At 72.9% G+C, this 26,112-nt stretch carries 21 protein-coding genes; 12 read left to right on the top strand and 9 right to left on the bottom strand.

Features of this window, described 5'->3' with window-relative positions; all coding sequences use genetic code 11:
- Positions 1-44: 44 nt before the first annotated feature.
- Positions 45-860, bottom strand: a complete 816-nt coding sequence (locus tag ACWDGI_RS35330; RefSeq protein ID WP_450766158.1) for a class I SAM-dependent methyltransferase — start codon at positions 858-860, stop codon at positions 45-47.
- A 125-nt stretch (positions 861-985) separates the two neighbouring features.
- The gene (locus tag ACWDGI_RS35325; RefSeq protein WP_450766156.1) at positions 986-2,470 is read right to left on the bottom strand and encodes a phosphatase PAP2 family protein; all 1,485 of its coding nucleotides are present in this window, start codon (positions 2,468-2,470) and stop codon (positions 986-988) included.
- A 71-nt stretch (positions 2,471-2,541) separates the two neighbouring features.
- Here ACWDGI_RS35325 and ACWDGI_RS35320 point away from each other — a divergent pair, with 71 nt between their 5' ends.
- The 3 genes from ACWDGI_RS35320 to ACWDGI_RS35310 all read left to right on the top strand — a co-directional run bounded on the left by ACWDGI_RS35320 (position 2,542) and on the right by ACWDGI_RS35310 (position 5,368).
- A complete protein-coding gene (locus ACWDGI_RS35320; protein ID WP_450766154.1) occupies positions 2,542-3,201 on the top strand; it encodes a histidine phosphatase family protein in 660 nt (219 codons plus the stop codon).
- 207 nt (positions 3,202-3,408) lie between these two features.
- Positions 3,409-5,028, top strand: a complete 1,620-nt coding sequence (locus tag ACWDGI_RS35315) for an ABC-F family ATP-binding cassette domain-containing protein (RefSeq protein WP_450766152.1) — start codon at positions 3,409-3,411, stop codon at positions 5,026-5,028.
- A gap of 82 nt (positions 5,029-5,110) precedes the next feature.
- Positions 5,111-5,368, top strand: a complete 258-nt coding sequence (locus tag ACWDGI_RS35310; RefSeq protein WP_360474837.1) for a DUF6158 family protein — start codon at positions 5,111-5,113, stop codon at positions 5,366-5,368.
- 20 nt (positions 5,369-5,388) lie between these two features.
- Here the strand turns inward: ACWDGI_RS35310 and ACWDGI_RS35305 are convergent, their stop codons facing one another.
- The gene (locus tag ACWDGI_RS35305; RefSeq protein ID WP_450766150.1) at positions 5,389-5,925 is read right to left on the bottom strand and encodes a type 1 glutamine amidotransferase domain-containing protein; all 537 of its coding nucleotides are present in this window, start codon (positions 5,923-5,925) and stop codon (positions 5,389-5,391) included.
- Between the two features lie 53 nt (positions 5,926-5,978).
- Positions 5,979-6,359 carry a DUF2795 domain-containing protein gene (locus ACWDGI_RS35300; RefSeq protein WP_450766148.1) on the bottom strand — a complete coding sequence of 127 codons (381 nt, stop codon included), beginning with the start codon at positions 6,357-6,359 and terminating at the stop codon, positions 5,979-5,981.
- A gap of 1,225 nt (positions 6,360-7,584) precedes the next feature.
- Between ACWDGI_RS35300 and ACWDGI_RS35295 the strand changes: the two genes are divergently transcribed.
- The 3 genes from ACWDGI_RS35295 to ACWDGI_RS35285 all read left to right on the top strand — a co-directional run bounded on the left by ACWDGI_RS35295 (position 7,585) and on the right by ACWDGI_RS35285 (position 10,325).
- Positions 7,585-7,716: a hypothetical protein gene (locus ACWDGI_RS35295; RefSeq protein ID WP_450766146.1), complete on the top strand. Its 132-nt coding sequence runs from the start codon at positions 7,585-7,587 to the stop codon at positions 7,714-7,716.
- Between the two features lie 117 nt (positions 7,717-7,833).
- On the top strand, positions 7,834-9,114 hold the full coding sequence (locus tag ACWDGI_RS35290; RefSeq protein ID WP_450766144.1) for an aminotransferase class I/II-fold pyridoxal phosphate-dependent enzyme: 1,281 nt from the start codon (positions 7,834-7,836) through the stop codon (positions 9,112-9,114).
- Positions 9,111-10,325: an MBL fold metallo-hydrolase gene (locus ACWDGI_RS35285; protein ID WP_450766142.1), complete on the top strand. Its 1,215-nt coding sequence runs from the start codon at positions 9,111-9,113 to the stop codon at positions 10,323-10,325. The genes ACWDGI_RS35290 and ACWDGI_RS35285 overlap by 4 nt, the downstream gene beginning before the upstream one ends.
- Before the next feature lie 66 nt (positions 10,326-10,391).
- Here the strand turns inward: ACWDGI_RS35285 and ACWDGI_RS35280 are convergent, their stop codons facing one another.
- Together ACWDGI_RS35280 and ACWDGI_RS35275 are read right to left on the bottom strand one after the other, a co-directional pair.
- A complete protein-coding gene (locus ACWDGI_RS35280) occupies positions 10,392-11,030 on the bottom strand; it encodes a DedA family protein (protein WP_450766457.1) in 639 nt (212 codons plus the stop codon).
- 14 nt (positions 11,031-11,044) lie between these two features.
- On the bottom strand, positions 11,045-11,818 hold the full coding sequence (locus tag ACWDGI_RS35275; RefSeq protein ID WP_450766140.1) for an MBL fold metallo-hydrolase: 774 nt from the start codon (positions 11,816-11,818) through the stop codon (positions 11,045-11,047).
- Positions 11,819-11,902: 84 nt separating this feature from the next.
- Between ACWDGI_RS35275 and ACWDGI_RS35270 the strand changes: the two genes are divergently transcribed.
- The 6 genes from ACWDGI_RS35270 to dnaK all read left to right on the top strand — a co-directional run bounded on the left by ACWDGI_RS35270 (position 11,903) and on the right by dnaK (position 20,013).
- Positions 11,903-12,334 (top strand): hypothetical protein, encoded by a 432-nt coding sequence (locus ACWDGI_RS35270; protein ID WP_450766138.1) that lies wholly within the window; start codon positions 11,903-11,905, stop codon positions 12,332-12,334.
- 131 nt (positions 12,335-12,465) lie between these two features.
- Positions 12,466-14,466, top strand: a complete 2,001-nt coding sequence (locus ACWDGI_RS35265) for an alkaline phosphatase family protein (protein ID WP_450766455.1) — start codon at positions 12,466-12,468, stop codon at positions 14,464-14,466.
- Between the two features lie 201 nt (positions 14,467-14,667).
- Positions 14,668-15,729 (top strand): ATP-binding protein, encoded by a 1,062-nt coding sequence (locus ACWDGI_RS35260; protein ID WP_450766136.1) that lies wholly within the window; start codon positions 14,668-14,670, stop codon positions 15,727-15,729.
- Positions 15,726-17,537, top strand: a complete 1,812-nt coding sequence (locus ACWDGI_RS35255; protein ID WP_450766134.1) for a vWA domain-containing protein — start codon at positions 15,726-15,728, stop codon at positions 17,535-17,537. The genes ACWDGI_RS35260 and ACWDGI_RS35255 overlap by 4 nt, the downstream gene beginning before the upstream one ends.
- 67 nt (positions 17,538-17,604) lie before the next feature.
- Positions 17,605-18,030: an OsmC family peroxiredoxin gene (locus ACWDGI_RS35250; protein ID WP_362575352.1), complete on the top strand. Its 426-nt coding sequence runs from the start codon at positions 17,605-17,607 to the stop codon at positions 18,028-18,030.
- Between the two features lie 135 nt (positions 18,031-18,165).
- Complete coding sequence (dnaK, locus tag ACWDGI_RS35245; protein WP_450766132.1) at positions 18,166-20,013, top strand: molecular chaperone DnaK; 1,848 nt, start codon at positions 18,166-18,168, stop codon at positions 20,011-20,013.
- Between the two features lie 171 nt (positions 20,014-20,184).
- Here the strand turns inward: dnaK and narJ are convergent, their stop codons facing one another.
- From narJ to ACWDGI_RS35230, 3 genes are read right to left on the bottom strand one after another with little or no spacing between them, the layout of a single operon-like run.
- On the bottom strand, positions 20,185-20,679 hold the full coding sequence (narJ, locus tag ACWDGI_RS35240; protein WP_450766130.1) for a nitrate reductase molybdenum cofactor assembly chaperone: 495 nt from the start codon (positions 20,677-20,679) through the stop codon (positions 20,185-20,187).
- A complete protein-coding gene (narH, locus tag ACWDGI_RS35235; protein WP_450766128.1) occupies positions 20,679-22,283 on the bottom strand; it encodes a nitrate reductase subunit beta in 1,605 nt (534 codons plus the stop codon). The genes narJ and narH overlap by 1 nt, the downstream gene beginning before the upstream one ends.
- A complete protein-coding gene (locus tag ACWDGI_RS35230) occupies positions 22,283-25,966 on the bottom strand; it encodes a nitrate reductase subunit alpha (protein ID WP_450766126.1) in 3,684 nt (1,227 codons plus the stop codon). The genes narH and ACWDGI_RS35230 overlap by 1 nt, the downstream gene beginning before the upstream one ends.
- Positions 25,967-26,112: the final 146 nt, after the last annotated feature.

The following is a 26,112-nucleotide window of genomic DNA, read 5'->3' as shown; positions in this document are numbered from 1 at the left end:
TGACCTCCTGGCGATCCGTGTTTCCCGAATTCCGCGGATCAGGCTCACTTACGGCAGAGAATTTCTCCGTGCAGAACGGCGAACCAGCCGTCGTCCTGTGCCGCCCACTCCCGCCAGGCCGCCGCGACGGCCTGCAGTTCCCCGGTGGTCGCGTGGCCGCCCTCCGTGGCCCGCTCGGCATAGGACGAGGCGACCGTACGGTCCGCCCACAGTCCGCCCCACCAGGCCCGCTCCTCGGCCGTGCTGTAGGTCCAGGTGCCGGAGGTGGCGGTGATGTCGGTCAGTCCCGCGGCCAGCGCCCAGGACTTCAGCCGCCGCCCGGCGTCCGGTTCGCCCCCGTTGGCGCGGGCCACCCGCCGGTACAGCTCCAGCCAGTCGTCCAGGCCCGGCACCGCCGGGTACCAGGTCATCGCCGCGTAGTCCGAGTCCCGTACGGCGATGAAGCCGCCGGGCTTGGTCACCCGGCGCATCTCGCGCAGCGCCCGCACCGGATCGCCCACATGCTGGAGCACCTGGTGGGCGTGGACCACGCAGAAGGTGTCGTCCGGGAAGTCCAGCGCGTGCACGTCCGCGACCGTGAAGTCCACGTTCGTCAGCCCGCGCCCGGCGGCGGTCTGCCGGGCCTGATCCAGGATGCCCGGCGCCTGGTCGGCGCCGGTGACCCGGCCGTCGGGGACCAGTTCCGCCAGGTCGGCGGTGATGGTGCCGGGACCGCAGCCGATGTCCAGGATCCTCATGTGGGGCTTGAGCGAACCGAGCAGATAGGCCGCGGAGTTGGCGGCGGTGCGCCAGGTGTGGGAACGCAGCACCGACTCGTGGTGCCCGTGCGTGTAGACGGCGGTCTCCTGTGGTTCCGGCATGGCTCAGCCCCTTCGCTTCACACCAGGCGGACGGGGCCGGACGGCCCCGTCCCGCGGTATCGGCAACGCTACGCCCGCATGCCGAATAATGAGATCCGCGTTTTACGATGTGGACTGACGCTCTGTCAGTGAGAGCGGTACACGGTCAGCGCCTCCGGCAGCTTGTCCACCGTCACCTCGCCCTTCACGTCGGTGACTTCACCGTCGTAGGCGAGCGGGGTGCCGGTCTTGAGGCCGGTGAGACGCAGTCGGCTCACCCGCACCTCCGCGTGTGCGGGGGAACGGGAGAGCGGGCCCGCGACGGCGGCGGAGAGCAGGCGCAGCGCCGGATGCCGGCCGCCGTGCACCACGCGTACGTCCAGCTGGCCGTCCGCCAGGTCGGTACGGCGGCCCGGTGTCAGGCCCATCCGGTGGTAGACGCAGTTGCCGACGAACAGCAGCCACAACGGGTGCGCCGAGCCGCCGAGTTCGACCTCCAGCGGATGCTGGTCCGTGCGCAGCACACGCAGCGCCGCCAGCACCTCGGCGGGCCGGCCGCCGATGCGGTGCGCCCAGCGCTCCCGTTCGCGCACCAGCTCCGGATACACCCCGAGGCTCAGCGTGTTGAGGAAGATGCCCTCCTGGCCGTCGCAGGCGAAGCGGCCGACGTCCACCCGGACCGCCTCGCCGTCGCGCACCGCACGGCCCAGGCCGCGGCCGTCCTCCACGCTCAGGTCGTAGGCGAAGTGGTTGAGGGTGCCGCCGGGCAGCACCGCCAGCGGCAGGCCGTGCCGCAGCGCGACCTGGGCGGCCGCGTTCACGGTGCCGTCGCCACCGCACACCCCGAGCGCCTGCGCCCGCAGTGCCGCCTTCTCCAACTCGGCCCGCACCTGGTCGGGTTCGCACTCCACCAGTTCGGCCTTCGGCAACTCGTCGCGCAGCGCCCGGACCCGGTCGGAGCTGCCCGAGGCCTGGTTGGCCACCACCACCAGGCCCTCCCCGTCGGGCAGCGCCGGGGCCTGCGCGCGCGGCCGGGGCGGCGGCCCGATCTGGCCCCGGGTCGGCACCAGCCGGCGGACCACGAACGCGGCGCCCACGCCCAGGGCCGCACCCGCGAGCACATCGCTCGGGAAGTGCACGCCCGTGTAGACGCGGGACATCGCGACGGAGAACGCCACCGGCGCCACCACCGCGCCCCACCCCGGGGACTCCAGGGCGACCCCGGCCGCGAACGCCGCCGCCGACGCGGCGTGACCGGAGGGGAACGAGGTGGTGATCGGCTGCCGCTTCAGATGCCGTACCGCCGGCACCGGGTCCAGCACCGGCCGGGGCCGGCGCACCGAGCGCTTGCCGAGGGTGTTGATGGTCAGGGAGGCAAGGCTGAGCGAGGCCAGGCCGCGGACGGCCGCGCGGCGGGCCCTGGGGGTGCGGGACGCGGCCACCGCTGCCGCCGCCGCGAACCACAGCACGCCGTGGTTGGCACTGCGGCTCAGCCGGGGCAGCACCGGGGCGGCGAACGGCCAGTTCCGCTCGGCGGCCACCTCGAACACCCTCAGGTCGAGAGCGAGCAGTCGGTCGCGCAGCGCGTGGCGGCCGGGCTTCAGGACGGTCAGGTCAACATCTGGGCTCATGCGGGTCCGGTTACCCTGAAGTGGCTGTTTCGTGCCGGTAGCCGGTGCGGTCGAGTGAGAGGACCCTCTGGATGCGCCTGCTCCTCATACGTCATGGGCAGACTCCGACCAACGTCGACTTCCTGCTCGACACCGGCGTACCGGGCCCCGGTCTGACCGCGCTCGGCGAGCAGCAGGCGGCGGCCCTGCCCGAGGCCCTCGCCGGCGAGGACATCGAGGTGCTCTACGTCTCCACGCTGACCCGCACCCAGCTCACCGCCGCGCCGCTGGCCGCCGCCCGCGGCCTGGTCCCGGTCGTCCGGGACGGCATCCGCGAGGTCTCCGCCGGCGACCTGGAGCTGCTGCCCGGCCACTCCGAGCGCGGCCAGGAGTACATGCGGACCGTGTTCGCCTGGGCGGCCGGGGACACCGCGCTGCGCATGCCCGGCGGGGAGAGTGGGGACGAGACGCTGGCCCGCTACGACGCGGTGATCGCCGAGGCCGCGGCGAGCGGCGCCGGGACGGTCGCCGTGATCAGCCATGGTGCCGCGATCCGCCTGTGGACGGCGGCCCGCGCCGACAACGTCGACGTCCCCTTCGCCGCCGCCCGCCCCCTCGGCAACACCGGCGTGGTCATCCTGGAGGGCTCCCCGGCCGACGGCTGGAAGGCGGTGTCCTGGGAGGGCGCGGTGGTGGAGCCGGCGGGGGAGAGCGGGCCGGCGGGGGAACCGCTGGAGTCCGCCGCGGAGTGACTGCGTCACGGGGCCGCCGACGTGTTCGGGTGCGGGCCGGTGGGGGCTGGTCGCGCAGTTCCCCGCGCCCCTTTCAGGGAGTTCCACTTGGCGCCCCTGCAGGGGCGTGGGGAACTGCGCGAGCAAACCACGACGCGCCCGCGGCCGAAGGTGCCGGGCCGATAACGGTTTGCCCTATCTCGGCCGCGCCACGCAGAATCGCTGACCATGGGACACCTGGAAGCCGCGCACCTCGAGTACTACCTCCCCGACGGGAGGGCCCTGCTCGGCGATGTGTCGTTCCGGGTCGGTGAGGGGGCCGCCGTCGCGCTGGTCGGCCCCAACGGCGCCGGCAAGACCACCCTGCTGCGGCTGATCTCCGGCGAGCTGAAGCCGCACGCCGGCACCGTGACCGTGAGCGGCGGCCTCGGCGTGATGCGCCAGTTCGTGGGCTCCGTGCGGGACGAGACCACGGTGCGTGATCTGCTGGTGTCCGTGGCGCCGCCCGGGATCCGGGAGGCCGCGCAGGCCGTGGACCGGGCCGAGCACGGCATCATGACCGTCGACGACGAAGCCGCCCAGCTCCGCTACGCGCAGGCCCTGGCCGACTGGGCCGAGGTGCGCGGCTACGAACACGAGACGCTCTGGGACATGTGCACGACGGCCGCGCTCGGCGTGCCGTACGACAAGGCCCAGTGGCGGCAGGTGCGCACCCTCTCCGGCGGTGAGCAGAAGCGGCTGGTGCTGGAGGCGCTGTTCCGCGGCACCGACGAGGTGCTGCTGCTCGACGAGCCGGACAACTACCTCGACGTCCCCGGCAAGCGCTGGCTGGAGGCGCAGCTGGGGGAGACCCGCAAGACGGTCCTGTTCGTCTCCCACGACCGGGAACTCCTCGCCCGCGCCGCCGAGAAGATCGTCTCCGTGGAGCCCTCGCCCACCGGCGCCGACGCCTGGGTGCACGGCGGCGGCTTCGCCACCTACCACGACGCCCGCCGCGAACGCTTCGCCCGCTTCGAGGAACTGCGCCGCCGCTGGGACGAGAAGCACGCCCAGCTGAAGAAGCTGGTGCTGAACCTCCGCCAGGCCGCCGCCGTCTCCCACGAGATGGCGTCCCGCTACGCGGCCGCGCAGACCCGGCTGCGCAAGTTCGAGGAGGCCGGCCCGCCCCCGGAGCCGCCGCGCGACCAGGACATCAGGATGCGGCTGCGCGGCGGCCGTACCGGCGTGCGGGCGGTCACCTGCGCGGGACTCGAACTCACCGGCCTGATGAAACCCTTCGACCTGGAGGTCTTCTACGGCGAACGGGTCGCCGTCCTCGGCTCCAACGGCTCCGGCAAGTCACACTTCCTGCGGCTGCTGGCCGGCGAGGAGGTGGCGCACACGGGGCAGTGGAAGCTGGGCGCGCGGGTGGTACCCGGGCACTTCGCCCAGACCCACGCCCACCCCGAGCTGCAGGGCCGTACCCTCCTCGACATCCTGTGGACGGAACACTCCCAGGACCGTGGCGCCGCCATGTCCCGGCTGCGCCGCTACGAGCTGACCAACCAGGCCGAGCAGACCTTCGAGCGGCTCTCCGGCGGGCAGCAGGCCCGGTTCCAGATCCTCCTGCTGGAGCTACAGGGGGTGACGGCACTGCTGCTCGACGAGCCGACCGACAACCTCGACCTGGAGTCCGCGGAAGCACTCCAGGAGGGTCTGGAGGCCTTCGACGGCACGGTGCTCGCCGTCACCCACGACCGCTGGTTCGCCCGCTCCTTCGACCGTTACCTGGTCTTCGGCACCGACGGCCGGGTCCGCGAGACCCCGGAGCCGGTGTGGGACGAGCGCCGGGTGGAGCGCGCCCGCTAGACAGGCCCGGCGGCCCGGACCTTCGTACAGTGGATGCAGGGATCCGGACCGCCGGGACGGACACGACGAGCGGGGTACCACCATGACCGGAGTCGACCCCAGCCGGCTGGACGACCAGCAGCTCATGAAGGAGCTGGAGACCATCCACCGGACGCGCCACGACACCCTGCTGTACGGCTCCAACGACGCGCTGCGCGCCCACAACGAGCGCATGGCCCAGCTGGAGGGCGAGTACCTGCGCCGCAACCCGCGCCGCATCGTCGCCGCCGGCCGCACCCGCGAGGGAGCCCGGGAGCGCAGCTGCGCGGAGACGGCGACACCGCGCGCCTCCGCGAGCTGAGACCGGCCCCCTGGTCTGGCTCAGCCCTGGCCGAGCGCGTCGAGGAAGGCCTCGCAGAAGGCCTTGAGGTCGTCCGGCTTACGGCTGGTGACCAGCGTGTTGGGACCGGCCCCGCAGACCTGGACCTGCTCGTCGACCCAGGTACCACCGGCGTTGCGGATGTCGGTCCGCAGGCTCGGCCAGGACGTCAGGGTCCGGCCGCGCACGACATCGGCCTCGACCAGCGTCCAGGGCGCGTGACAGATCGCGGCCACCGGCCGGCCCGCCTCGAAGAAGCCCTTGACGAACGCCACCGCCTGCTCGTCCGTCCGCAGGATGTCCGGGTTGGCGACCCCGCCGGGCAGTACCAGCGCACCGAACGAGTCCGCCGAGGCGTCGCCGACCACCTCGTCCACGGCGAACGTGTCCGCCTTGTCGAGATGGTCGAAGCCCTGGACCCGCCCCGGCTCCGTCGACACCAGCACCGGCTCGTGCCCGGCGTCGGAGACCGCCTTCCACGGCTCGGTCAGCTCCACCTGCTCGACGCCCTCGGGCGCGGTCAGAAACGCGATACGCATGACGTTCACTCCTTGCTCTGTCGGCTTCGCGGCTGCATCGTCGGCGCGCCGGTTCACTCCCCGCCGGCCACGGCCTCGGCCAGTGCCAGCAGGTTGCGGTAGCGCGTCGAACGCGGCAACCGGGACACCCGGCGGACGAGGTCGTCGGAGGCGTGGCCACGACGCAGCACCCGTACCAGTTCACTCGGCTGGGCCGGGAAGTCGTGCCGGGTCAGGGACCGGGCCAGTTCCAGCCGGAAAGTCGCCAGTGACGGCCGTTCACTGGTCCACGGCTGCATCGGGGCGCGGTACACCTCCGGGTCGTCCTCGGCGGGCGGCTCGGGGTCGTTCCAGTCCTCGGTGCGGGTCGGATGCCCGGACCTGAGCAGGTCCCGCAGTTCGTGCTTCATCTCCTCGTCCCGGTGAACACTCAACCGGTCGCTGCCTCGCTGCATATCTCCCTCCAGGTACTTCAGGGGTGCCGGACGCGTACCCGATGCCTTGGGGCCGACACGCCGGAATCCGGGCCCGTGCCGTCACCCGAAAGGACCGGCGTGTCCCGCGAATGGGGGTCGGTCGCGCGCGGCACGGCGTGGGGCGGGCTGTGATGGCTGCGGGGGCACCGACCGCGTGTCCCCGGAGTCGTACGTTCCGAGGAGCCACCCCATGCGCCGTACCGCTCGCACCCTGTCCGTCGCCGTCCTGGCGGGTGCCGCGTTCGGCGTCGCCGGTCCGGCCGCCGCGGCCGGCCCCGCCGCCGGGGCGAACCCCGGCGGCGGGCGGCCCGGGACCACCGTCTCCGTGACCTGCGGGACGACCGACGCGAACTGTCCGGTGGTGAGTGGGGCGCAGGGCCGGCTCCGGAACGCAGACGCCCCGGTCGCCGGGGGGGAAGGGGGCACCGTTCCCCCGGCCGGCGGCGGGGCGGTCCGGGGCGAGAACACCGGGGTGCCGCATGGGAACGGGGGCGCGGTACCCGGCGGGGACAGCGGGGTGCCGCACGGGAACGGGGGCGCGGTACCCGGCGGGGACAGCGGGGTGCCGCACGGGAACGGGGGCGCGGTACCCGGCGGGGACAGCGGGGTCTCTCTCGGGGATGACGGCACGGTCCCTCGGGGGGATGACGGCACGGTCCCGCAAGACGACGACGCCACTGCCCCTTGGGGCGGCAGCGGCACGGGTGTGCGGGGTGACGACAGTGGTACGGGTGGCCGGGGTGACGACAGTGGTACGGGTGGCCGGGGTGACGACAGTGGTACGGGTGGCCGGGGCGGCGACGGCGGCACTGCTGCTGGGGACGCGGGCACCGCTGGGCGGGGGGATGCGGGCACTGCTGGTCGGGGGGACGCGGGCACGGGTGGGCGGGGGGACGACGCGACGGGTTCCCGGGGGGACGCCGGGGGCGGCACGGCGACCGGCGGCAGTGGCGAGCGGCCCTGCTCGGCGGGGCAGAAATCGTGCGGCGAGGGGGGACACGAGTGCGCCTCCTCCGGCGCCTCCCGTCCCTTCGGTCCCTCCGGCGGATCCGCCGGATCAGGCTTCTCCGGCTCGTCCGGCTCGTCCGGCTCGTCCGGCTCGTCCGGCTCGTCCGGCTCGTCCGGTTCCTGCGACGGCGAGCACGCGTGCGACGAGCCGCGCGGCGGGGACACGTCCTGTGCTCCGCCGACCGTGGAGCACGGGGTGGCGGCCGGGGAAGGCGGCGCGTTCACGGACTCCGTTCCCGCGCTGGTCGCGGGCGGCCTGCTGATCGCGGCCGCGTGCGGCGGTGCGGTGTACCGCCTGGCCGGCGGGAGGTCACGCGCGCACGGATGAGACGGCCGCCACCGGGTACCCCGGGGGCGACCACTCCGGCACCGTACGCACCACCCGGCGAACAGCACGGCCCGGAACCGGACGGCACACGGCACCACGGACTGCGCGGAGGCGGACATGCGGCGGACGGACCCCGAGGGGCAGGGCCCGGTCCGGGACACGCCCGCGCGGGGTCACGGACCCGTCCGGTACGGGCCGCCGCTGCCCGACGACGGACTGCCCGTCCTGCCGGCCCTCGCCACCGCGCTGGCCGCCGCCGCGAGCCGGGGCGGGGAGGAGCCGGTCGGCGGCGGTCCGGCGCTGCTCGACGCGGCCCGCGGCTACTGGGAACGCCGTGGGTTGCCCGCCCCGCCCGGCCGGGTGACCGCCGGCCCCGGCGCCCCCGCCCTCCTGCTGGCGCTCACCGCCGCGCTCGGCGGCGACGTCCTGGTGCCGCGCCCCTGCGCCGCCTGGTGGGCGCCGTACGCCCGGCTCCTCGGCCGGCCCGCCTTCCACGTGGCCACCCCGGCCGAGTCCGGGGGTGTGCCCGACCCCTACGCGCTCCTGGAGACCGTGCGCCGGGTCCGGGACGAGGGCGGTGACCCCCGGCTCCTGGTGCTCTCCGTCGCCGACGACCCGACCGCCACCGTCGCCCCGCCCGAACTGCTGCACGCGACCGTCGAGGCGGCCACCGGTGAGGGACTCCACCTGGTCAGCGACGAGACCTGGCGCGACACCCTGCACGCCCCGCACGCCACCGTGCTGCTCAGCCCCGCCGAGATGCTCCCGGACCGGGTGACCGTCGTCACCGACCTGGCCGGCGCCCTGCTGCCGGCCGGCTGGCCCGCCGCCGTCGCCCGGTTCCCCGAGGGCGACACCGGTACGTCCCTGCACGCGCGCGTGCTCGATGTCCTCACCGCGCTCGGCGCCCGCCTCGCCGGACCGGTCGCGGTCGCGGCCGCCCACGCGCTCGACGAGCCCGAACCCGTCACCACCCGCCGGGAGGCCGCCGTCCGCCTGCACGCGCGCGTGGCCGCCGCCCTGTACGCCGCGGTGGTCGACAGCGGCGGCATGGCCCGGCCCCCACAGGCCGGCCGTCACCTGTACGCCGACCTGGAGCCCCTGCGCGCCGCGCTCGGCGGCCAGGGGGTCGGCGACGCACAGGAGTTGGAGGACTTCCTCACCACCCGGCTCGGCATGCCCGTACCCGGCGGCCATCGCTTCGGCGACGACCTCCAGGCACTGCGCGTCCGGCTCGCCACCGGGCCGCTGCTGGGCGGCACCGACGCGGAACGCCTGGAATGCCTCACGTCACCCACACCGTTGGAACTGCCACACGTGCAACGCGCGTTGATGTCCGTGAGGTCGGTACTCGACGATCTCCGCGACGACGCTCAGCGATGGGAGCCTCCTCGATGACGCAGCAGACGCATGAGTCAGGGTCCGCCACGACGACCGCCCCCACGACGACCGCCCCCACGACGACCGCCCCCACGACGACCGCCGATCCGGCGACCGCCCCCATGACGACGGCCGATCCGGCAACTGCTCCCACGCCGACGGCCGACCCGGCTGCCACGACGACCCGGGACGCCGTTTCCACCACTCCTGCCGCCCCCGTGGCCCCGACTCCCTACGCGCCGCCCTTCCCGCCGCTCGCCGAACCCCGTCCGCTGGGCGAACTCCGGTTCTGGCCGCGGACCTTCCACGACCGCCTGACGGCGCCCCTGCCCGGCCTCAAGGCCATGGCCCGATTCGCCCGCGAGGGCTCCGTCCGCCCCGGGCGGGAGGGCCTCGCCGACATCCCCCGGCTGCCGTACAAGCCGGGCCCGCTGCCCCGCGTCGACACCGACACGGTCGCCGTCACCTGGGCGGGACACGCCAGTTGGGTCGTCCGGATCGGCGGCCTGACCGTCCTCACCGACCCCGTCTGGTCCCGCCGCATCATCGGCACCCCGGCCCGGGTCACGCCGGTCGGCGTCGACTGGGAGACCCTGCCGCGCGTCGACGCGGTCGTCATCAGCCACAACCACTACGACCACCTCGACGCCCCCACCCTGCGCCGTCTCCCGCGCGACACCCCGGTGTTCGTACCGGCCGGCCTGGGCCGCTGGTTCCGGCGGCGCCGCTTCACGACCGTCACCGAGCTGGACTGGTGGGAGGCGGCCGAACTCTCCGGTGTCCGTTTCGACTTCGTCCCCGCCCACCACTGGTCCAAGCGCACCCTCACCGACACCTGTCACAGCCTCTGGGGCGGCTGGGTCCTCACCGCCGCCGACGGGCAGCGCCTCTACTTCGCCGGCGACACGGGTTACGGCCACTGGTTCTCCCGCATCGGCGGCCGCTACCCCGGAATCGACCTCGCCCTGATGCCCATCGGCGCCTACGACCCCCGCTGGTGGCTCAGCGACGTCCACCTCGACCCGGAGGAGGCGGTCCGGGCGACGGAGGACCTGGGGGCGCGGCGGATGGCCCCCATGCACTGGGGCACCTTCATCCTCTCGGCAGAACCGGTCCTGGAGCCGTTGCGGCGGGTACGGGCGGCCTGGGAGAAGGCGGGGCTGGACCGGGAGAACCTGTGGGATCTGCCGGTGGGGGGTTCAAGGGCGCTGGAGCCGAGCGCCCCATGAGGGCGCGGCGCTGTGACATTCTGCGGCTCCGCCGCGTGGGCGCGCTCAGCCCCCACGCACCCGCAGTCAGCCGCGCACCGCACCACCCCGAACTCGCCGCACCACACCCGGCATCGCGCTGATCACCACGGTCAGCGCGACCGCCAGGACAACCCCCTCCCACGGCTCCGGAAACAACGACCCGCCCAGGATCCCGATCAACTGATAGGTCGCGGCCCAGGCCACGCAGGCCGGCGCGTTCCCCCGGGCGAACCGGCGCAACGGCCACTTGGCCAGCAGACAGGCCAGCATCACCGGTATCCGCCCCGCCGGCACCAGGCGCGACAGCACCAGCACCAGCACCCCGTGCTCGGCCAGCTTCTCCTGCGCCTGCTCCAGCCGGTCCTCCGGCGCCCGCGCGCGGATCGCCGCCAGCCACCGCGACCCGTTCTTCGACCCCATCCCGCGCCGCCCCAGCCAGTACAGCGCCGCGTCCCCCAGGAAGGCGGCCAGCGACGCCGTCACCAGCACCAGCCCCAACGCGAACGGCGCCGTCTGGTGGAAGGCCACCACCGCCGCCGAACTCACCAGTGCCCCCGTCGGCACCACCGGCACCAACGCCCCGACCAGCACCAGCAGAAACAGCGTCGGATAGCCGATCGCCTGCTGCGTGGACTCGGTCGACGAGGTCGACGAGGTGGCCGCCGTCGCGCCGGCGGCCGCCATCACCAGCAGCACTCTCACCGCGCGACCTCCAGCCGCACGCTCTCCCCGTGACCGAGCTTGTGCACGGCGACCTGCGGCGCGTACTCCGCGGCGAGGCGCACGAACTCGTCGCCGGGCGCGTGGAACTCGTGCGGCCGCACCCCGTCCATACCGATCGGCCAGTACGTCCCGTAGTGCACCGGCACCGCGCTGCGCGGTGCCAGCTCGGCCAGCGCCCGTGCCGCCCGCCCGGCGTCGAGATGCCCTTCCCCGAGGTGGGGCCCCCAGCCGCCGACCGGCAGCAGGGCCACGTCCACCGGCCCGACCGCCTCGGCCATCTCGTCGAACAGCCCGGTGTCCCCGGCGAAGTACGTGCGGGCCGCGCCCTCGACGACATATCCGAGAGCGGGGGAGCGGTGCGGGCCGACCGGCAGCCGGCGCCCGTCGTGGCGTGCGGGCACGACGCGGACGACCAGCGGGCCGACGGGTATCTCGTCGCCGACGCCGACCTCGGTGATCGGCAGCTGCCGGAGCCGGCGGAGCGCGGGTACCGCGCGTGGTGCGCCCCGGGGCACAAGCAGGCGCGTGCCCGGGGTGAGCCCGGCCAGCGAGGGGACGTGCAGATGGTCGGCGTGCAGGTGGGAGACGAGCGCGAGGTCCGCACGACGGGCCTCGGGCGGCGGCGGGGCACCCCGCCGGCGGCGCAGGTGCGCGAGCCGGCGCGCGAACAGAGTATCGGTGAGCAGTCGTACGCCCGAATCCTCGATCGTGCAGGTGGCGTGACCCCACCAGGTGATCTCCACCGGCACCTCTTTGCCTCCTTCGTGCGACTCCCCGAAGCCTACGTGCAGGAGTAGGGTCGGCGGCGAAACCCGGAGGTGAGGGGGGACGCCATGGGACAGGTACGGGGTGCCTACGGCGGGCTCGCGCCGGTGCGGGTGACCGCCATCGCGAGTCTGACGCCCCTGGAGGAACTGGAGATCGACCCCTTCCTGGTCGACTCCCGCAGCCAGCACGCGATGTGCGCGCGCTGGGCCGTGGAGCACGGATACGTCATCGCCCGGGAACTCCTGGTCCGCGGGCTGCGTCACGACCACAGCGCCCTGTGGGCGGGTGTCCGACCCGGCCTCGACGTCTTCGTCGCGCCGAGCAGACGGGTACTGGAGAGCGCGCTGTCGTCGGTCGAGGACTTCACGGCGGAGTGCGCGAGACGCGGGGTGCGGGTGGAGACGGTGGGGCGGGCCGAGCCCTGCTACGACGCCCAGATGAAGGCACGGGTCCACCGGAGGCTGTCGATGCCGACGGCGGGGTACGACGGGAGGTGAGCCCGCTCGCGTCCACGGCCGTGTGACAGTGTTGGCGGCAGCAGACCCGCGGCGGACGCGGGTCGCGGACGTGAGGTCGGTGGGGCGTGCGGTGGCGGCGGTTCGTCGGTCAGATCGGGCGGAGCGTCGTGGTGTGGGCGGTGTCCACCGCGACCATGCTGGTCCTCGCCGGGATCCTGCCCGACTTCCAGCTCCAGTCCGCCGACGGTGACAGCGCCACCCGTATCGCGGTGACCGCGGCCCTCGGCGCCGGTGCCTTCGGTGTGCTGTCGGCCGTCGTGTGGCCCCTCCTGGTACGACTGCTGCTGCTGGTGCCCGCCCTCGTCCTCGGCCTGCTGGTCTTCTTCCTCAACGGCTCCCTCCTCCTCGTCGCCCTGCGCATCAACCCCTCGGGACAGAGCGAGGCCGCCCCGGAGACCGCCGTGATCGTCGCCGCCGTGATGTCCGCCGTCGCCTCCGCCACCGGCGGTGCCCTCGCCGTCCGTGACGACGACGCCTACCGGAGCCGGCTCTCCCGCCTCGCCACCCGCCGCCGCGGTTCCCGGCCGCCCTGCCCGGCCACCCCCGGCACCGTCTTCCTCCAACTCGACGGCGTCGGCCACGACGTCCTGACCGCCGCCGTCGCCAAGGGGCTGATGCCGACGGTCGCGGCCTGGCTGGACGACACCCACCGGCTCACCCCCTGGCGCACCGACTGGTCCAGCCAGACCGGCGCCAGTCAGCTCGGCATCCTGCACGGCTCCGCCTTCGACGTCCCGGCCTTCCGCTGGTACGAGAAGGACAGCCGGGAGGTGATGGTCTGCAACCGGCCGACCAGCGCCGCCGAACTCCAGCGCCGGGCCGTCGAGCGCACCGCCGACGGGGGACTGCTGACCCTGGACGGCGCCAGCCGCGGCAACCTCTTCAGCGGCGGCGCCGACGAACAGGCCCTCGTGCTGTCCATAGCCACCCGGCGCCGAGGCCGGGAGAACCGTTCCCGCGCCGGTTACTTCGCCTACTTCTCCGACCCGGCCAACGCCGTCCGCACCGCGCTCTCCTTCTTCGCCGAGGTCGGCCGCGAGATCGGCCAGTCGACGGCGGCCCGGATGCGCAGGCAGCGGCCCCGCGTGGGGCGCGGCGGCCTCTATCCCTTCGTGCGCGCCTTCGCCACCGTCGTCGAACGGGACGTCGTCGTGGCCGCCGTCATGGGCGACCTGCTCGCCGGCCGCACCGCCGTCTACGCCGACCTCGTCGCCTACGACGAGGTCGCCCACCACTCGGGACCGCACAGCCGCGACGCCGAGAAGGTGCTGCAACGCCTGGACCGGGCCCTGGCGCTGATCGGGAAGGTCGCCGAGCACGCTCCACGGGAGTACCGGATCGTGGTCCTCTCCGACCACGGGCAGAGCCCCGGCGAGACCTTCCGCTCCCGGTACGGCCTCACCCTCGGCGACCTGGTCCGGGCCGGCTGCGGGCTGCACGTGCCGCGCCGGGCCGAGCGCACGCACAGCGGCACCGAGGCCCGGGCCGCCGTCCGCGCGGCCCTGCGCAGGCCGGTCGAGGAGGGCGGCGAGAAGCACCGGCCCACCCGGCACTCGGAACCGGTCGTGCTCGCCTCCGGCAACCTCGGCCTGGTCTCCTTCCCGGACGTGCCGCACCGCATGACCAAGGAGGAGATCGACGCCCGGTACCCGGCGCTGCTCACCACCCTCGCCAACCACCCCGGCATCGGGTTCCTGCTGGTGCGCAGCGAGGAGCACGGCGGGGTGCTGCTCGGGGCGTACGGGGCGGAGATACCGCTGGACCGGCTCGACGGGCAGCCGGGACCGCTGGCCGCTTTCGGGGCGGGCGCGGCGGACGCCGTCCGGCGCACGCACTCGTTTCCGCACACCGCCGACATCATGGTGAACTCGTCGTACGACCCGGAGGGCGGCGACGTCCTGGCGTTCGAGGAGCAGATCGGGTCGCACGGGGGGCTGGGGGGCGCGCAGGGCAGGCCGTTCCTGTTGTCGCCGGTCTGCGTCTCGGCGCCGGTGGCGGAGGGGGAGACGCTGGTGGGGGCCGAGGCGGTGCACGGGGTGCTGCGGCGGTGGCTTCGGGAGGCGGACGGGCCGCAGGTGCCGGTGCCTGCCGGCGAGGAGACGGCCGCGTAGGGGGTGGGCCGAGGAGGGGGGCGGCTGCGGGGCGGTGGGGGCTGGTCGCGCCCGCGCGGCGGAGCCGCAAATTGACACAGCCCCGCGCCCCTTGAAGGGCGCCTCAAGTCGTCCGGCGGAAAATCGGCTGCGTTCCTTTCGGCCCCGGCTCACACTGTTCGAGTCGCAAAACCTCTCGAGCATCCCCCAAGGAGCCGCTTCTTGCAGGCTGCCGTTGCCGTTACCCCCTCCCGTCTCCCCGAGCTTCTGCTCGGCCTCGCCACCGTGCGGCCCGTGTTCATCTGGGGGGCGCCCGGGATCGGGAAGTCCTCGCTGGTGCGGGCGTTCGCCGAGTCGCTGGGGCTGGAGTGTGTGAGTCTGCTCGGTACGCAGCTCGCGCCCGAGGACCTGATCGGCGTCCCGCAGATCCGTGACGGACGGTCGGTGTTCTGCCCGCCCGAGGTGATCGCCCGGGACGAGCCGTACTGTCTCTTCCTCGACGAGCTGAACGCGGCCACCCCGGATGTGCAGAAGGCGTTCTACTCGCTGATCCTCGACCGCCGGATCGGCAGCTACGAACTGCCCAAGGGGTCGATCGTCATCGGTGCCGGCAACCGGGCCACCGACAACGCCCTCGCCCGGCCCATCGCCTCCGCGCTCGTCAACCGGCTGGCCCACGTCCACCTGGAGGCCTCGGCCCACGACTGGCTCGCCTGGGCCGCGGGCAACGGCATCCACCCGTGGATCCTGGACCACCTCACCGACCGGCCCGACCACCTGTGGTCCAAGCCGCCGAAGACCGAGGAGCCGTTCTCCACCCCGCGCTCCTGGCACATGCTCTCCGACGCCCTGCACTCCTTCGGGCGCGACCTCGACGAGGAGACCCTGAAGGTCCTCGCCCACGGCACGCTCACCCCGGCCCACGCCACCGCCTTCAGCGGATACGTCAAGATCGTGCGCAGCCGCTTCGGGATCGAGGCGATCCTCAGGGGCGACGCCGGCTGGCCGCACCGGATCGAGGACCGCGACCTGCTGTACTACCTCGCCGAGTCGTTCCGGGGGCGGCTGGTCAAGGAGCTGCCCGCCGCCAAGGAGCACATGTCGGCGAACGGCCGGCAGACCGCGTACCGCGCCAAGTCGCTGCTCGTGCAGCTCGCCGAGATCTCCGTCGAGGTCGCCCAGACCGTCATCGCGTCCGACGCCGACGGGAACCCCGTGCTGCCCTCCTGGTTCCTGATCGAGGCCGCCCGGGACATGCCCCGGCTGGTGGAGGCCCGACGATGAGCCCCAGCGGCCGTAAGGACCAGAAGAAGGCGGAGAAGAAGGACCCGGCCGCGGAGAACTTCGCGGCCGGGGTCGAGCTGCTGCGCGCCAACCCGGCTTTGCGGGCGGTCGAGTTCACCCTCTGCCGTCACGAGAAGTGCGAACTGGCGCCCCACGAGGGGCTGGTACGGGCCGACTCCGACGGAGTCCTGCACGCCCACGCCACCCGGCGCGCCGAACCTGCCGAGTGGGCCTGGGCGTTGGCCCACTGCACGATCCATCTCGGCTTCGGCCACCTGCCGGCCGCCAGCGGGCAGCGCACCCAGCCCGACCGCTACGACCTCGCCGCCCGCTGTACCGTCGTCAACCGTTTCCTGGCGACCTTCCCGGTCGGCGAGGCACCGGACCACCTGCCCGCGTCCTATCCGGAGGGCGACGAGGACCGGCTCGCCGCCGGCTGGCGCCGTGTCGGCAGCGTCCCGGCCGCCTACGAGCGCGGCGGCACCAGCGGCGGCGAACCCGACCAGCTGCTCCTCTCCTGGGACCGGTGGGCCGGCCAAGTCCCCGACTGGCAGGTCGCGTTCGCGCACGCGCTGACCCGGACCATGTCCCGGGCGATGGACCTGGCCGGCGGCCGCCGCACCTCCATGACCGGGCCGCCGACCCCGCTGCGCCCCTGGGAACAGGCGCTGAGCTGGTTCGTCTCCTCCTATCCGCTGCTCGGCGGGATCGCGGCCGGCATCAAGCTGGTCGCCGACGCCGAGCTGGCCCGCGCCCACGACATCGCGATCGCCGCCGTCAACCCCGAGGCCGGCGAGATCTACGTGAACCCACTGCGCACCCTGGACGGGGAGGAGTGGCGGTTCGTCCTCGCCCACGAGATGCTGCACGCCGCGCTGCGCCACGGCGACCGTCTCGGCGGCCGCGACCCCTACCTCTTCAACGTCGCCTGCGACTACGTCATCAACGGCTGGCTGGTCGAGATGCGTGTCGGCACCATGCCCGAAGGGCTGCTGCACGACCCGGAGTTGAAGGATCTGTCGGCGGAGGAGGTGTACGACCGGATCGCCGTCGACCTGCGCCGGATGCGGCGTCTGGCCACCCTGCGCGGCAAGGGGCGCGGCGATGTGCTCGGCGCGCCGCTCGGGCCGCCCGGCGCCTGTGTCGACCTCGACGAGTTCTACCGCCGGGGCCTCGGCCAGGGACTCGATCTGCACCATACGCAGGACCGCGGGTTCCTGCCCGGCGGCCTGGTCGAGGAGATCCGCGCCCTCAGCCATCCGCCGCTGCCCTGGGACGCTCAACTGGCCCGGTGGTTCGACGAGTTCGTGCCCCGGCCGGAAGCCGTACGGTCGTACGCCCGGCCCTCCCGCCGGCAGTCGTCCACCCCGGACATCCCGCGCGCCGGCCGGTACTTCCCGCCCGAGGAGGTGGCCCGCTGCACCTTCGGCGTGGTCCTGGACACCTCCGGCTCCATGGACCGCACCCTGCTCGGCAAGGCCCTCGGCGCGATCGCCTCCTACGCCGAGGCCCGGGACGTACCGGCGGCCCGTGTGGTGTTCTGCGACGCCGCCCCGCACGACGCCGGGTACCTTCCGACGACCGAGATCGCCGGGCGGGTCCGGGTGCACGGCCGCGGCGGTACCGTCCTCCAGCCCGGGATCGACCTGTTGCAGCGCGCGGACGACTTCCCGCCGACCGCACCGGTCCTGGTGATCACCGACGGCTGGTGCGACGTGCTGCGGGTGCGGCGCGAGCACGCCTACCTCGTCCCTGACGGCCGTCGCCTGCCGTTCACTCCCCGTGGGCCGGTCTTCCGCGTGCGGTGAGCCCGGATGTGATCGGATGGGGGCAGCGAAACCGGTTCATTCGCCTTCGTAGCCGAAAGGAACAACCGTGGCCACCACGCGCACCGCACACACCGTTTGGGAAGGCAACCTCCTCGAGGGCAACGGTGTCATCACCTTCGACTCCTCCGGTATCGGCCAGCAGCCGGTCACGTGGGCCTCGCGCTCCCAGGAGGCGAACGGCAAGACCAGCCCGGAGGAGCTGATCGCCGGCGCCCACTCCAGCTGCTTCTCCATGGCCCTCTCGCACGCCCTGGCCGGGGCCGGTACCCCGCCCACCAGGCTGGTGACCACCGCCGACGTCAAGTTCCAGCCGGGTGAGGGCATCACCGGGATCCACCTGACCGTCGAGGGCACGGTGCCCGGCCTGGACGAGGCCGGCTTCGCCGCCGCCGCCGAGGACGCCAAGAAGAACTGCCCGGTCAGCCAGGCCCTGGCCGGCACCACCATCACCCTGGACGCGAAGCTCGCCTGACCGTCGTACCCCTTCGGATGCCGCGCCCCCGTCACGGGGCGCGGCATCGTCGTTCACGGGGTCCCCGGCATTGACAACGGACCGCTCAAGTTTTGTGCTGGAGTCGGGGACGCGGCCGGGCGGAAGGGGACGGACATGGCACGCGCGGTAGGGATCGACCTCGGTACGACGAACTCGGTGGTGGCCGTCCTGGAGGGCGGTGAGCCCACCGTCGTCGCCAACGCCGAGGGGGCGCGCACCACCCCGTCGGTGGTGGCCTTCGCGAAGAACGGGGACGTGCTGGTCGGCGAGGTCGCCAAGCGGCAGGCGGTGACCAACGTGGACCGCACCGCGCGCTCGGTGAAGCGGCACATGGGCGACGGCGCCTGGCGGTTCCCGGAGAGCGGCAACGTGGACGGCACGCGGTACCGGGCCCAGGAGCTGTCGGCGCGGGTGCTGCAGAAGCTCAAGCGGGACACCGAGGCCTACCTCGGCGAGGACGTCACCGACGCGGTGATCACCGTACCCGCGTACTTCGACGACTCGCAGCGGCAGGCCACCAAGGAGGCCGGGGAGATCGCCGGCCTGAAGGTGCTGCGGATCATCAACGAGCCGACCGCCGCAGCCCTCGCCTACGGCCTCGACCGGGGCGAGGAGCAGACGGTCCTCGTCTTCGACCTCGGGGGCGGAACTTTCGACGTCTCCCTCCTTGAGATCGGCGACGGCGTGATCGAGGTCAAGGCCACCAACGGCGACACCCGCCTCGGCGGCGACGACTGGGACCAGCGGGTCGTCGAGCACCTGGTCACACGCTTCAAGGGGCAGTACGGCATCGATCTCGGCAACGACAAGATGGCGCTGCAACGGCTGCGCGAGGGCGCCGAGAAGGCGAAGATCGAGCTTTCCTCGTCCACGGAGACCTCGGTCAACCTGCCGTACATCACGGCCTCCGCCGAGGGCCCGCTGCATCTGGAGGAGAAGCTGACGCGGGCCCAGTTCCAGGAGCTGACCGCGGACCTGCTGGACCGCTGCAAGAAGCCGTTCCACCAGGCCGTCAAGGACGCGGGCGTGGAGCTGTCCGCTATCGACCACGTGATCCTGGTCGGCGGCTCGACCCGGATGCCCGCCGTCACCGACCTGGTCAAGGAACTCACCGGCAAGGACCCGCACAAGGGCGTCAACCCGGACGAGGTGGTGGCGGTCGGCGCCGCCCTCCAGGCGGGCGTCATCCGCGGCGACGTCAAGGACGTCCTGCTGCTGGACGTCACCCCGCTGTCCCTGGGCATCGAGACCAAGGGCGGCATCATGACGAAGCTGATCGAGCGCAACACCACGATCCCGACCCGGCGTTCGGAGATCTTCACGACCGCCGCCGACAACCAGCCCTCGGTGGGCATCCAGGTCTACCAGGGCGAACGGGAGATCGCGGCCTACAACAAGAAGCTCGGCGTCTTCGACCTCACCGGGCTGCCGCCGGCACCGCGTGGCGTCCCGCAGATCGAGGTCGCCTTCGACATCGACGCGAACGGGATCATGCACGTCTCGGCGAAGGACCTGGCGACCGGCCGCGAGCAGAAGATGACCGTGACCGGCGGCTCCGCCCTCCCCAAGGACGACATCGACCGCATGATGCGGGAGGCCGAGCAGTACGCCGAGGAGGACCGCAGACGCCGCGAGGCCGCCGAGACCCGCAACCAGGCCGAGCAGCTCGTCTACCAGACCGAGAAGTTCATACGCGAGAACGAGGACCGCGTGCCGCCCGACACGAAGACCGAGGTGGAGTCGGCGATCACCGAACTCAGGACCCTGCTGGACCGTGAGGCCGACACCACGGAGCTGCGCCAGGGCGTCGAGAACCTGGCGACCGTCAGCCAGCGCATGGGGCAGGCCATGTACGCGGGTGCCTCCGACGGTTCGGCCGAACAGCAGAGGGCGCCGGAAGCCGACGAAGAGGGTGTGGTGGACGCGGAGATCGTGGACGACGAGAGGGGTTCGGCTGGGTGAGGCACCGCCGTACTCCGCCGTCGTGGCTGATCGCCGCCGCGGCGGAGAGAGAGGTGGAAGGGGCTGGGGGTCAGCGGCGGGTGGTCTCCCGGCCTCGGCGGTCCGGGCGGGGGCCCAGCGCGACGAGCAGCGCGCACGCGACGTAGGGCAAAGCGCCCCACAGGAGGACGCTCACGGGCGCGCCCCGGTGCGTGCGGTCGGCAGGGCCGCACAGACCGCGTCCAGCACGCACGCGTACGGCGTGCCGAAGTCGGTGAGTCTGCGCCGGAGTTGCTCCAGACAGTCACGGTGTTCGGTGAGCAGGTCGGTGTTGCCGGTGCGCGCCGTGAACTCCAGGACGGCGGGCAGGAAGTCCGGCAGCTCCTCGCCGGTGAACTCCATGCCGTACGCCTGGTAGACCTCCTTGAAGCGGACCAGGGACATGCCCCGGCGGCGGGTGTCGCCGTCGTGCCACCAACTGAGATAGAGGCTGTGCCGGTTCTTGAAGTCGAAGACCTGCACATAGTGCGCGGCCAGTTCCTGCGGCGGGGTCACCGCGGCGTGGTCGGTGAACTCCCGCAGTTGCGGGGCTGCTTCGCGCAGCAGCGGCAGCCGGGCGACGAAGTCGTCGTCCGGGTAGGTGAGGCAGAGCGCCGCCGCCTGGTAGAACACCGCGTCCGTGGACATCAGGTCTCCTTCGCCTCGTCCGGGGTGTCGGCGGTCTGCCGTCTGCGCAGCAGGTGGAAGTTCTCCACCGACACCAGGGGGAGCAGTTTCCGGCCCGAGTCCTGGCCGAGGGGCCCGTCGCCGCCCATGCCGGGGCCGCCGTCGTAGTCGAGGCTGCACCCTTCAGGGAGCGCGGACTCCTCCAGCCGGCGGGCGTCGCCGACCGCCGCGGTCGGGATCACATACCGGTCCTCGTACTTGGCGATCGCCAGCAGCCGGTACATCGTCTCGATCTCCGCCGCGGTCATCCCCACCGCGGTGGCGATTGCCGCGTCCGGCTCCTCGCCGAGGTTGAGCGCCCGCATGTGGGAGCGCATGGCGGCCAGCTTCTCCAGGGACGCCCGTACCGGTGCGGTGTCGCCCGCCGCGAACAGCTCGGCCAGGTAGGCGAGGGGGATGCGCAGGGTGTCGATGGCGGCGAAGAGGTTCCGGGCGTCCTCGCCGTCGTGGCCCGTCTCGGACAGCGCGTCCACGACGGGGGACAGGGGCGGGATGTACCAGACCATCGGCATGGTGCGGTACTCCGGATGCAGGGGCAGCGCCACCCGGTAGGTGTGGATCAGCCGGTACACGGGGGAGCGGCGGGCCGCCTCCAGCCAGTCGTACGGGATGCCCGCCTCCTCGCAGGCCCGCCGCACCGCCGGATCCTCCGGATCGAGGAAGACGCCCAGCTGGGCCTCGTACAAGGCCTTCTCGTCCTTGGTCTCGGCCGCCGCGGTCACCCGGTCGGCGTCGTAGAGGATCAACCCGAGATAGCGCAGCCGGCCCACGCAGGTCTCCGAGCAGACCGTGGGCTGCCCCGCCTCCAGGCGCGGACGGCACAGGGTGCACTTCTCGGCCTTGCCGGTGGCGTGGTTGAAGTAGACCTTCTTGTACGGGCATCCGGTCACGCACGTCCGCCAGCCCCGGCACCGGTCCTGGTCGACGAGCACGATGCCGTCCTCGACCCGCTTGTACATCGCGCCGGACGGGCAGGAGGCCACGCAGGACGGGTTGAGGCAGTGCTCGCAGATGCGCGGCAGGTAGAACATGAACGCCTGCTCGAACTCGAACCTGACCTTGTCGGAGGCCTGTCGGCGGATGCGCTCGACCATCGGGTCCAGGTCGCCGTGGGCGGGGGCGCCGGCCAGGTCGTCGTCCCGGTCCGACGACCACTCGATCTTCATCGGCTTGCCGTCGAGCTGGGAGACCGGACGGGCGACCGGGTAGTCGTCACCGAGCGGGGCGTCGGTGAGGTTCTGGTAGTCGTACGTCCAGGGCTCGTAGTAGTCCTTGATCTCCGGGAGCCTGGGGTTGGCGAAGATCCCGGCGAGCTTGTGCAGCCGGCCGCCCGCCTTGAGCTTCAGCGCGCCCCGCCGGTTCAGCTCCCAGCCGCCGCGCCAGGTCTCCTGGTCCTCGTAACGGCGTGGATAGCCCTGGCCGGGCCGGGTCTCGACGTTGTTGAACCAGACGTACTCCATGCCCCGCCGGTTGGTCCACGCCTGCTTGCAGGTGACCGAACAGGTGTGGCAGCCGATGCACTTGTCGAGGTTCATGACCATCGCGATCTGGGCCATGGGACGCATCAGTATTCGACCTCCTGGCCGCGGCGCCGGATCACCGTCACCTCGTCGCGCTGGTTGCCCGTCGGGCCCAGGTAGTTGAAGGCCCACGAGAGCTGCGCGTAACCGCCGATCAGATGGGACGGCTTGAGGATCAGCCGGGTGAGCGAGTTGTGGGTGCCACCGCGCCTGCCGGTGGTCTCCGCCCTCGGGACGGCCACCGTGCGCTCCTGCACGTGGTGTGTGTAGACCCTGCCGGGCGGCATCCGCTGCGAGACCAGCGCACGGGCCGCGACCACGCCGTCGCGGTCGACCGCCTCGATCCACTCGTTGTCCTGCACCCCGATCGCCTCCGCGTCCTGCGGGGACATCCAGATGTTCTCGCCGCCCCGGGAGAGCGCGAGCATGAACAGGTTGTCCTGGTACTCGGAGTTGATCGACCACATGTCGTGCGGCGTGAGGTGACGGACCGTCACCTCACGCCGCCCGTCCGGGCCGAGGCGCGGCTCGCCGAAGAGCCGGTTCATGTCCAGCGGCGGCCGGTAGACCGGGAGCGCCTCGCCCAGTTCGTGGATCCAGTCGTGGTCGAGGAAGAAGTGCTGGCGGCCGGTGAGCGTGTGCCACGGCTTGAGATGCTCGGTGTTGAGGGTGAACGCGGTGTAGCGGCGGCCGCCGGACTCGCTGCCCGACCACTCCGGAGAGGTGATCACCGGGACCGGCGCCGCCTGGGTGTCGGCGTAGGTGACCCGCCTGCCCTCGTGCTCGGCGGCCAGGTGGGCCATCTCCTGCCCGGTGCGCTGCTCCAGGGTGCGGAAACCCTGGGTGGCGAGACGGCCGTTGGTGGTGCCGGACAGTGCCAGTATGGTGTTCGCCGCCTTGACCGCGGTGTCGAGGGAGGGGCGGCCCTGGTAGCCGGTGCCGTTCGACCTCCGCAGCTGTTCCACCTCCTGGTCCGGCCTGAGGGCGATGCCCTTGGCGGGCAGGCCCAGTTGCTCCACCAGGGGGCCGAGTGCCGCGAATTTTCCGCCGATCGCCGTGTAGTCCCGTTCGACCACGACCAGGTTCGGCATGGTCTGCCCGGGCACCGGCTCGCACTCCCCGCGCTTCCAGTCCCGCACCACCCCGCCCGGCTGGGCAGTCTCGCCCGGGGTGTCGTGCTGGAGCGGCGCGGCCACCAGGTCCCTGCGTACCCCGAGACGGCCCACGGCCAGCTCGCTCAGCCGCTCCGCCAGTGCCTTGAAGGTGTCGAAGTCGGTGCGCGCCTGACAGGGCGGGTTCACGGCCGGGGTGAACGAGTGCACGTAGGGGTGCATGTCGGTGGACGACAGGTCGTGCTTCTCGTACCAGGTGGCGGCCGGCAGCACGACGTCCGACAGCAGGGTGGAGGCGGTGTGCCGGAAGTCCAGCGAGAGCAGCAGGTCCAGCTTGCCCTCGGGGGCCTCCGCCCGCCAGGTCACGTCACGGGGCCGCTCGCCCGGGGCCGCCTCCTCGGCGCGCAGCGAGGAGTGCGTGCCCAGCAGGTGCTTGGTGAAGTACTCGGCGCCCTTCGCCGACGAGCCCAGCAGGTTCGCCCGCCAAAGGGTGAGAACCCGCGGCCAGTTCTCCGGCGCGTCCGGGTTCTCGCAGGCGAACTTCAGGGTGCCCGCGCGGAGTTCCGCCACCGCCTTGGCCACCGGGTCGCCGAACACACCGCCCAGTTCGAGGGGGTTGCGGTCGAAGGTCGGGTACGACGGCATCCAGCCGGCGCGGGCCGACAGCGCCAGGCAGTCCGCGCCGGTCATCCCGGCGAACCTGCCCTCGCCGAGGGGCGAGGCCAGCACGTCGGCGCCGAAACGGTCGTAGCGCCACTGGTCGGTGTTGAGGAACCAGTAGGCCGTGCCGATCATCTGGCGCGGCGGCCGGGACCAGTCGCCGGCGGAGGCCAGCGTGGCCCAGCCGGTGACCGGGCGGCACTTCCCCTGGCCGACGTAGTGCGCCCAGCCGCCGCCGTTGCGGCCCTGGCAGCCGGTGAGCTGGAGCAGGGCCAGGAAGGTGCGGTAGATGGTCTCGGAGTGGAACCAGTGGTTGGTGCCCGCGCCCATCAGGATCATGCAGCGGCCCTTGGAGCGCTCCGCGGTCCGCGCGAACTCCCGGGCGATCCTGATGCACTTGGCGGCCGGGACCGAGGTGTGCCGCTCCTGCCAGGCGGGGGTGCCCGGGGTACCCGCGTCCTCGTAGCTCGCGGGCCACGCGCCCGGCAGGCCGTGCCGCCACACGCCGTACTGCGCCACCAGCAGGTCGAACACCGTTGTCACGAGCGGGCCGTCCGCGCCGCCCAGGCGGGTCGCCGGGACCCCTCGCCGCAGCACCTCCCCGCGGCCCTGCCCGTGCTCGCCGCCGTCCGTGTCGAAGCGCGGGAGCAGCACCTCGACCGGGCTCGCGACCTCAGTGCCGTACAGGCTCAACCGCGGTTCGATGTCACCGAGTTCGAGGTTCCAGCGACCCTTGCCGGTGTCGGTCCAGCGAAAGCCCAGGGAGCCGTTCGGGACGACCGCGCGGCCGGACGCCGCGTCCAGGACGACCGTCTTCCACTCGGCGCCCTCGCCCCGCTGCCCGAGGTCGGTGGCGCGCAGGAACTTGCCGGGCACGTACGCGCCGTCCCGTTCGGTGAGCGTGACCAGGAAGGGCAGGTCGGTGAACTTCCGTACGTAGTCGGTGAAGAACGGGGTCTCCCGGTCGACGAAGAACTCCTTCAGGACGACATGGCCCATCGCGAGGGCCAGAGCGCCGTCCGTACCCGGGTGCGGGTGCAGCCACTCGTCGGCGAACTTGGCGTTGTCCGCGTGGTCCGGGGCGACCACCACCACCTTCTGGCCCCGGTACCGGGCCTCCGCCATCCGGTGGGCGTCCGGGGTGCGGGTCACCGGGACGTTCGAGCCCCACATCATCAGATAGGCCGCGTCCCACCAGTCGCCCGACTCCGGCACGTCCGTCTGGTCGCCGAAGACCTGCGGCGAGGCCACCGGGAGGTCGGCGTACCAGTCGTAGAAGGACAGCATCGGGGCGCCGATGAGGGAGTGGTAGCGGGCGCCGGCCGCATGGGACACCATCGACATCGCCGGGACCGGGGAGAAGCCGGCGATCCGGTCCGGGCCGTAGGCCGCGATGGTGTGCACCTGGGCGGCGGCGACGATCTCCACCGCCTCGTCCCAAGTGGCCCGCACCAGACCGCCCTTGCCGCGCGCACGCTGATAACGGCGGCGCCGCTCCGGGTCGTTCTGGATGTCCGCCCAGGCGGCCACCGGGTCCCGCAGCCGGCTCTTCGCCTCCCGGTACATCTCCAGCAGCACGCCCCGGACGTACGGATACCGCACCCGGGTCGGCGAGTAGGTGTACCAGGAGAACGCGGCGCCGTGCGGGCAGCCGCGGGGCTCGTACTCGGGGCGGTCGGGGCCGACCGACGGGTAGTCCGTCTCCTGGGTCTCCCAGGTGATGATCCCGTCCTTGACGTACACCTTCCAGCGGCAGGAGCCGGTGCGGTTCCCGCCGTGCGTGGAGCGCACCACCTTGTCGTGGCTCCAGCGGTCCCGGTAGAAGGCGTCCGCCTCGCGGCCGCCGGTCAGGGCCACGCTGCGCAGATCGGGCGCGGGCGTGCCGGGGCGGAAGAACCGGGCGGCACCGAGCAGCGCCGCACCGGGCTCCCTGGGAGGTGTCTGCGTGTCGGTCACCTGCGCTCCCTTGCTCACCCTTCGCTTCGACGCTAGGGGCGGGCAGGGGAACGCACCTGTCCAGACGATCCGAACGGGTCACCCGGCCGAGCCGTACGGGGTCACCTGTCCAGGACATCCGGACGTGTCGCCGGCCGGGACACCCG

The organism is Streptomyces sp. NPDC001220 (genome assembly GCF_053597895.1).
The sequence above is the reverse complement of the archived record's forward strand: the minus strand, read 5'-3'. Positions and strand labels throughout refer to the sequence as shown.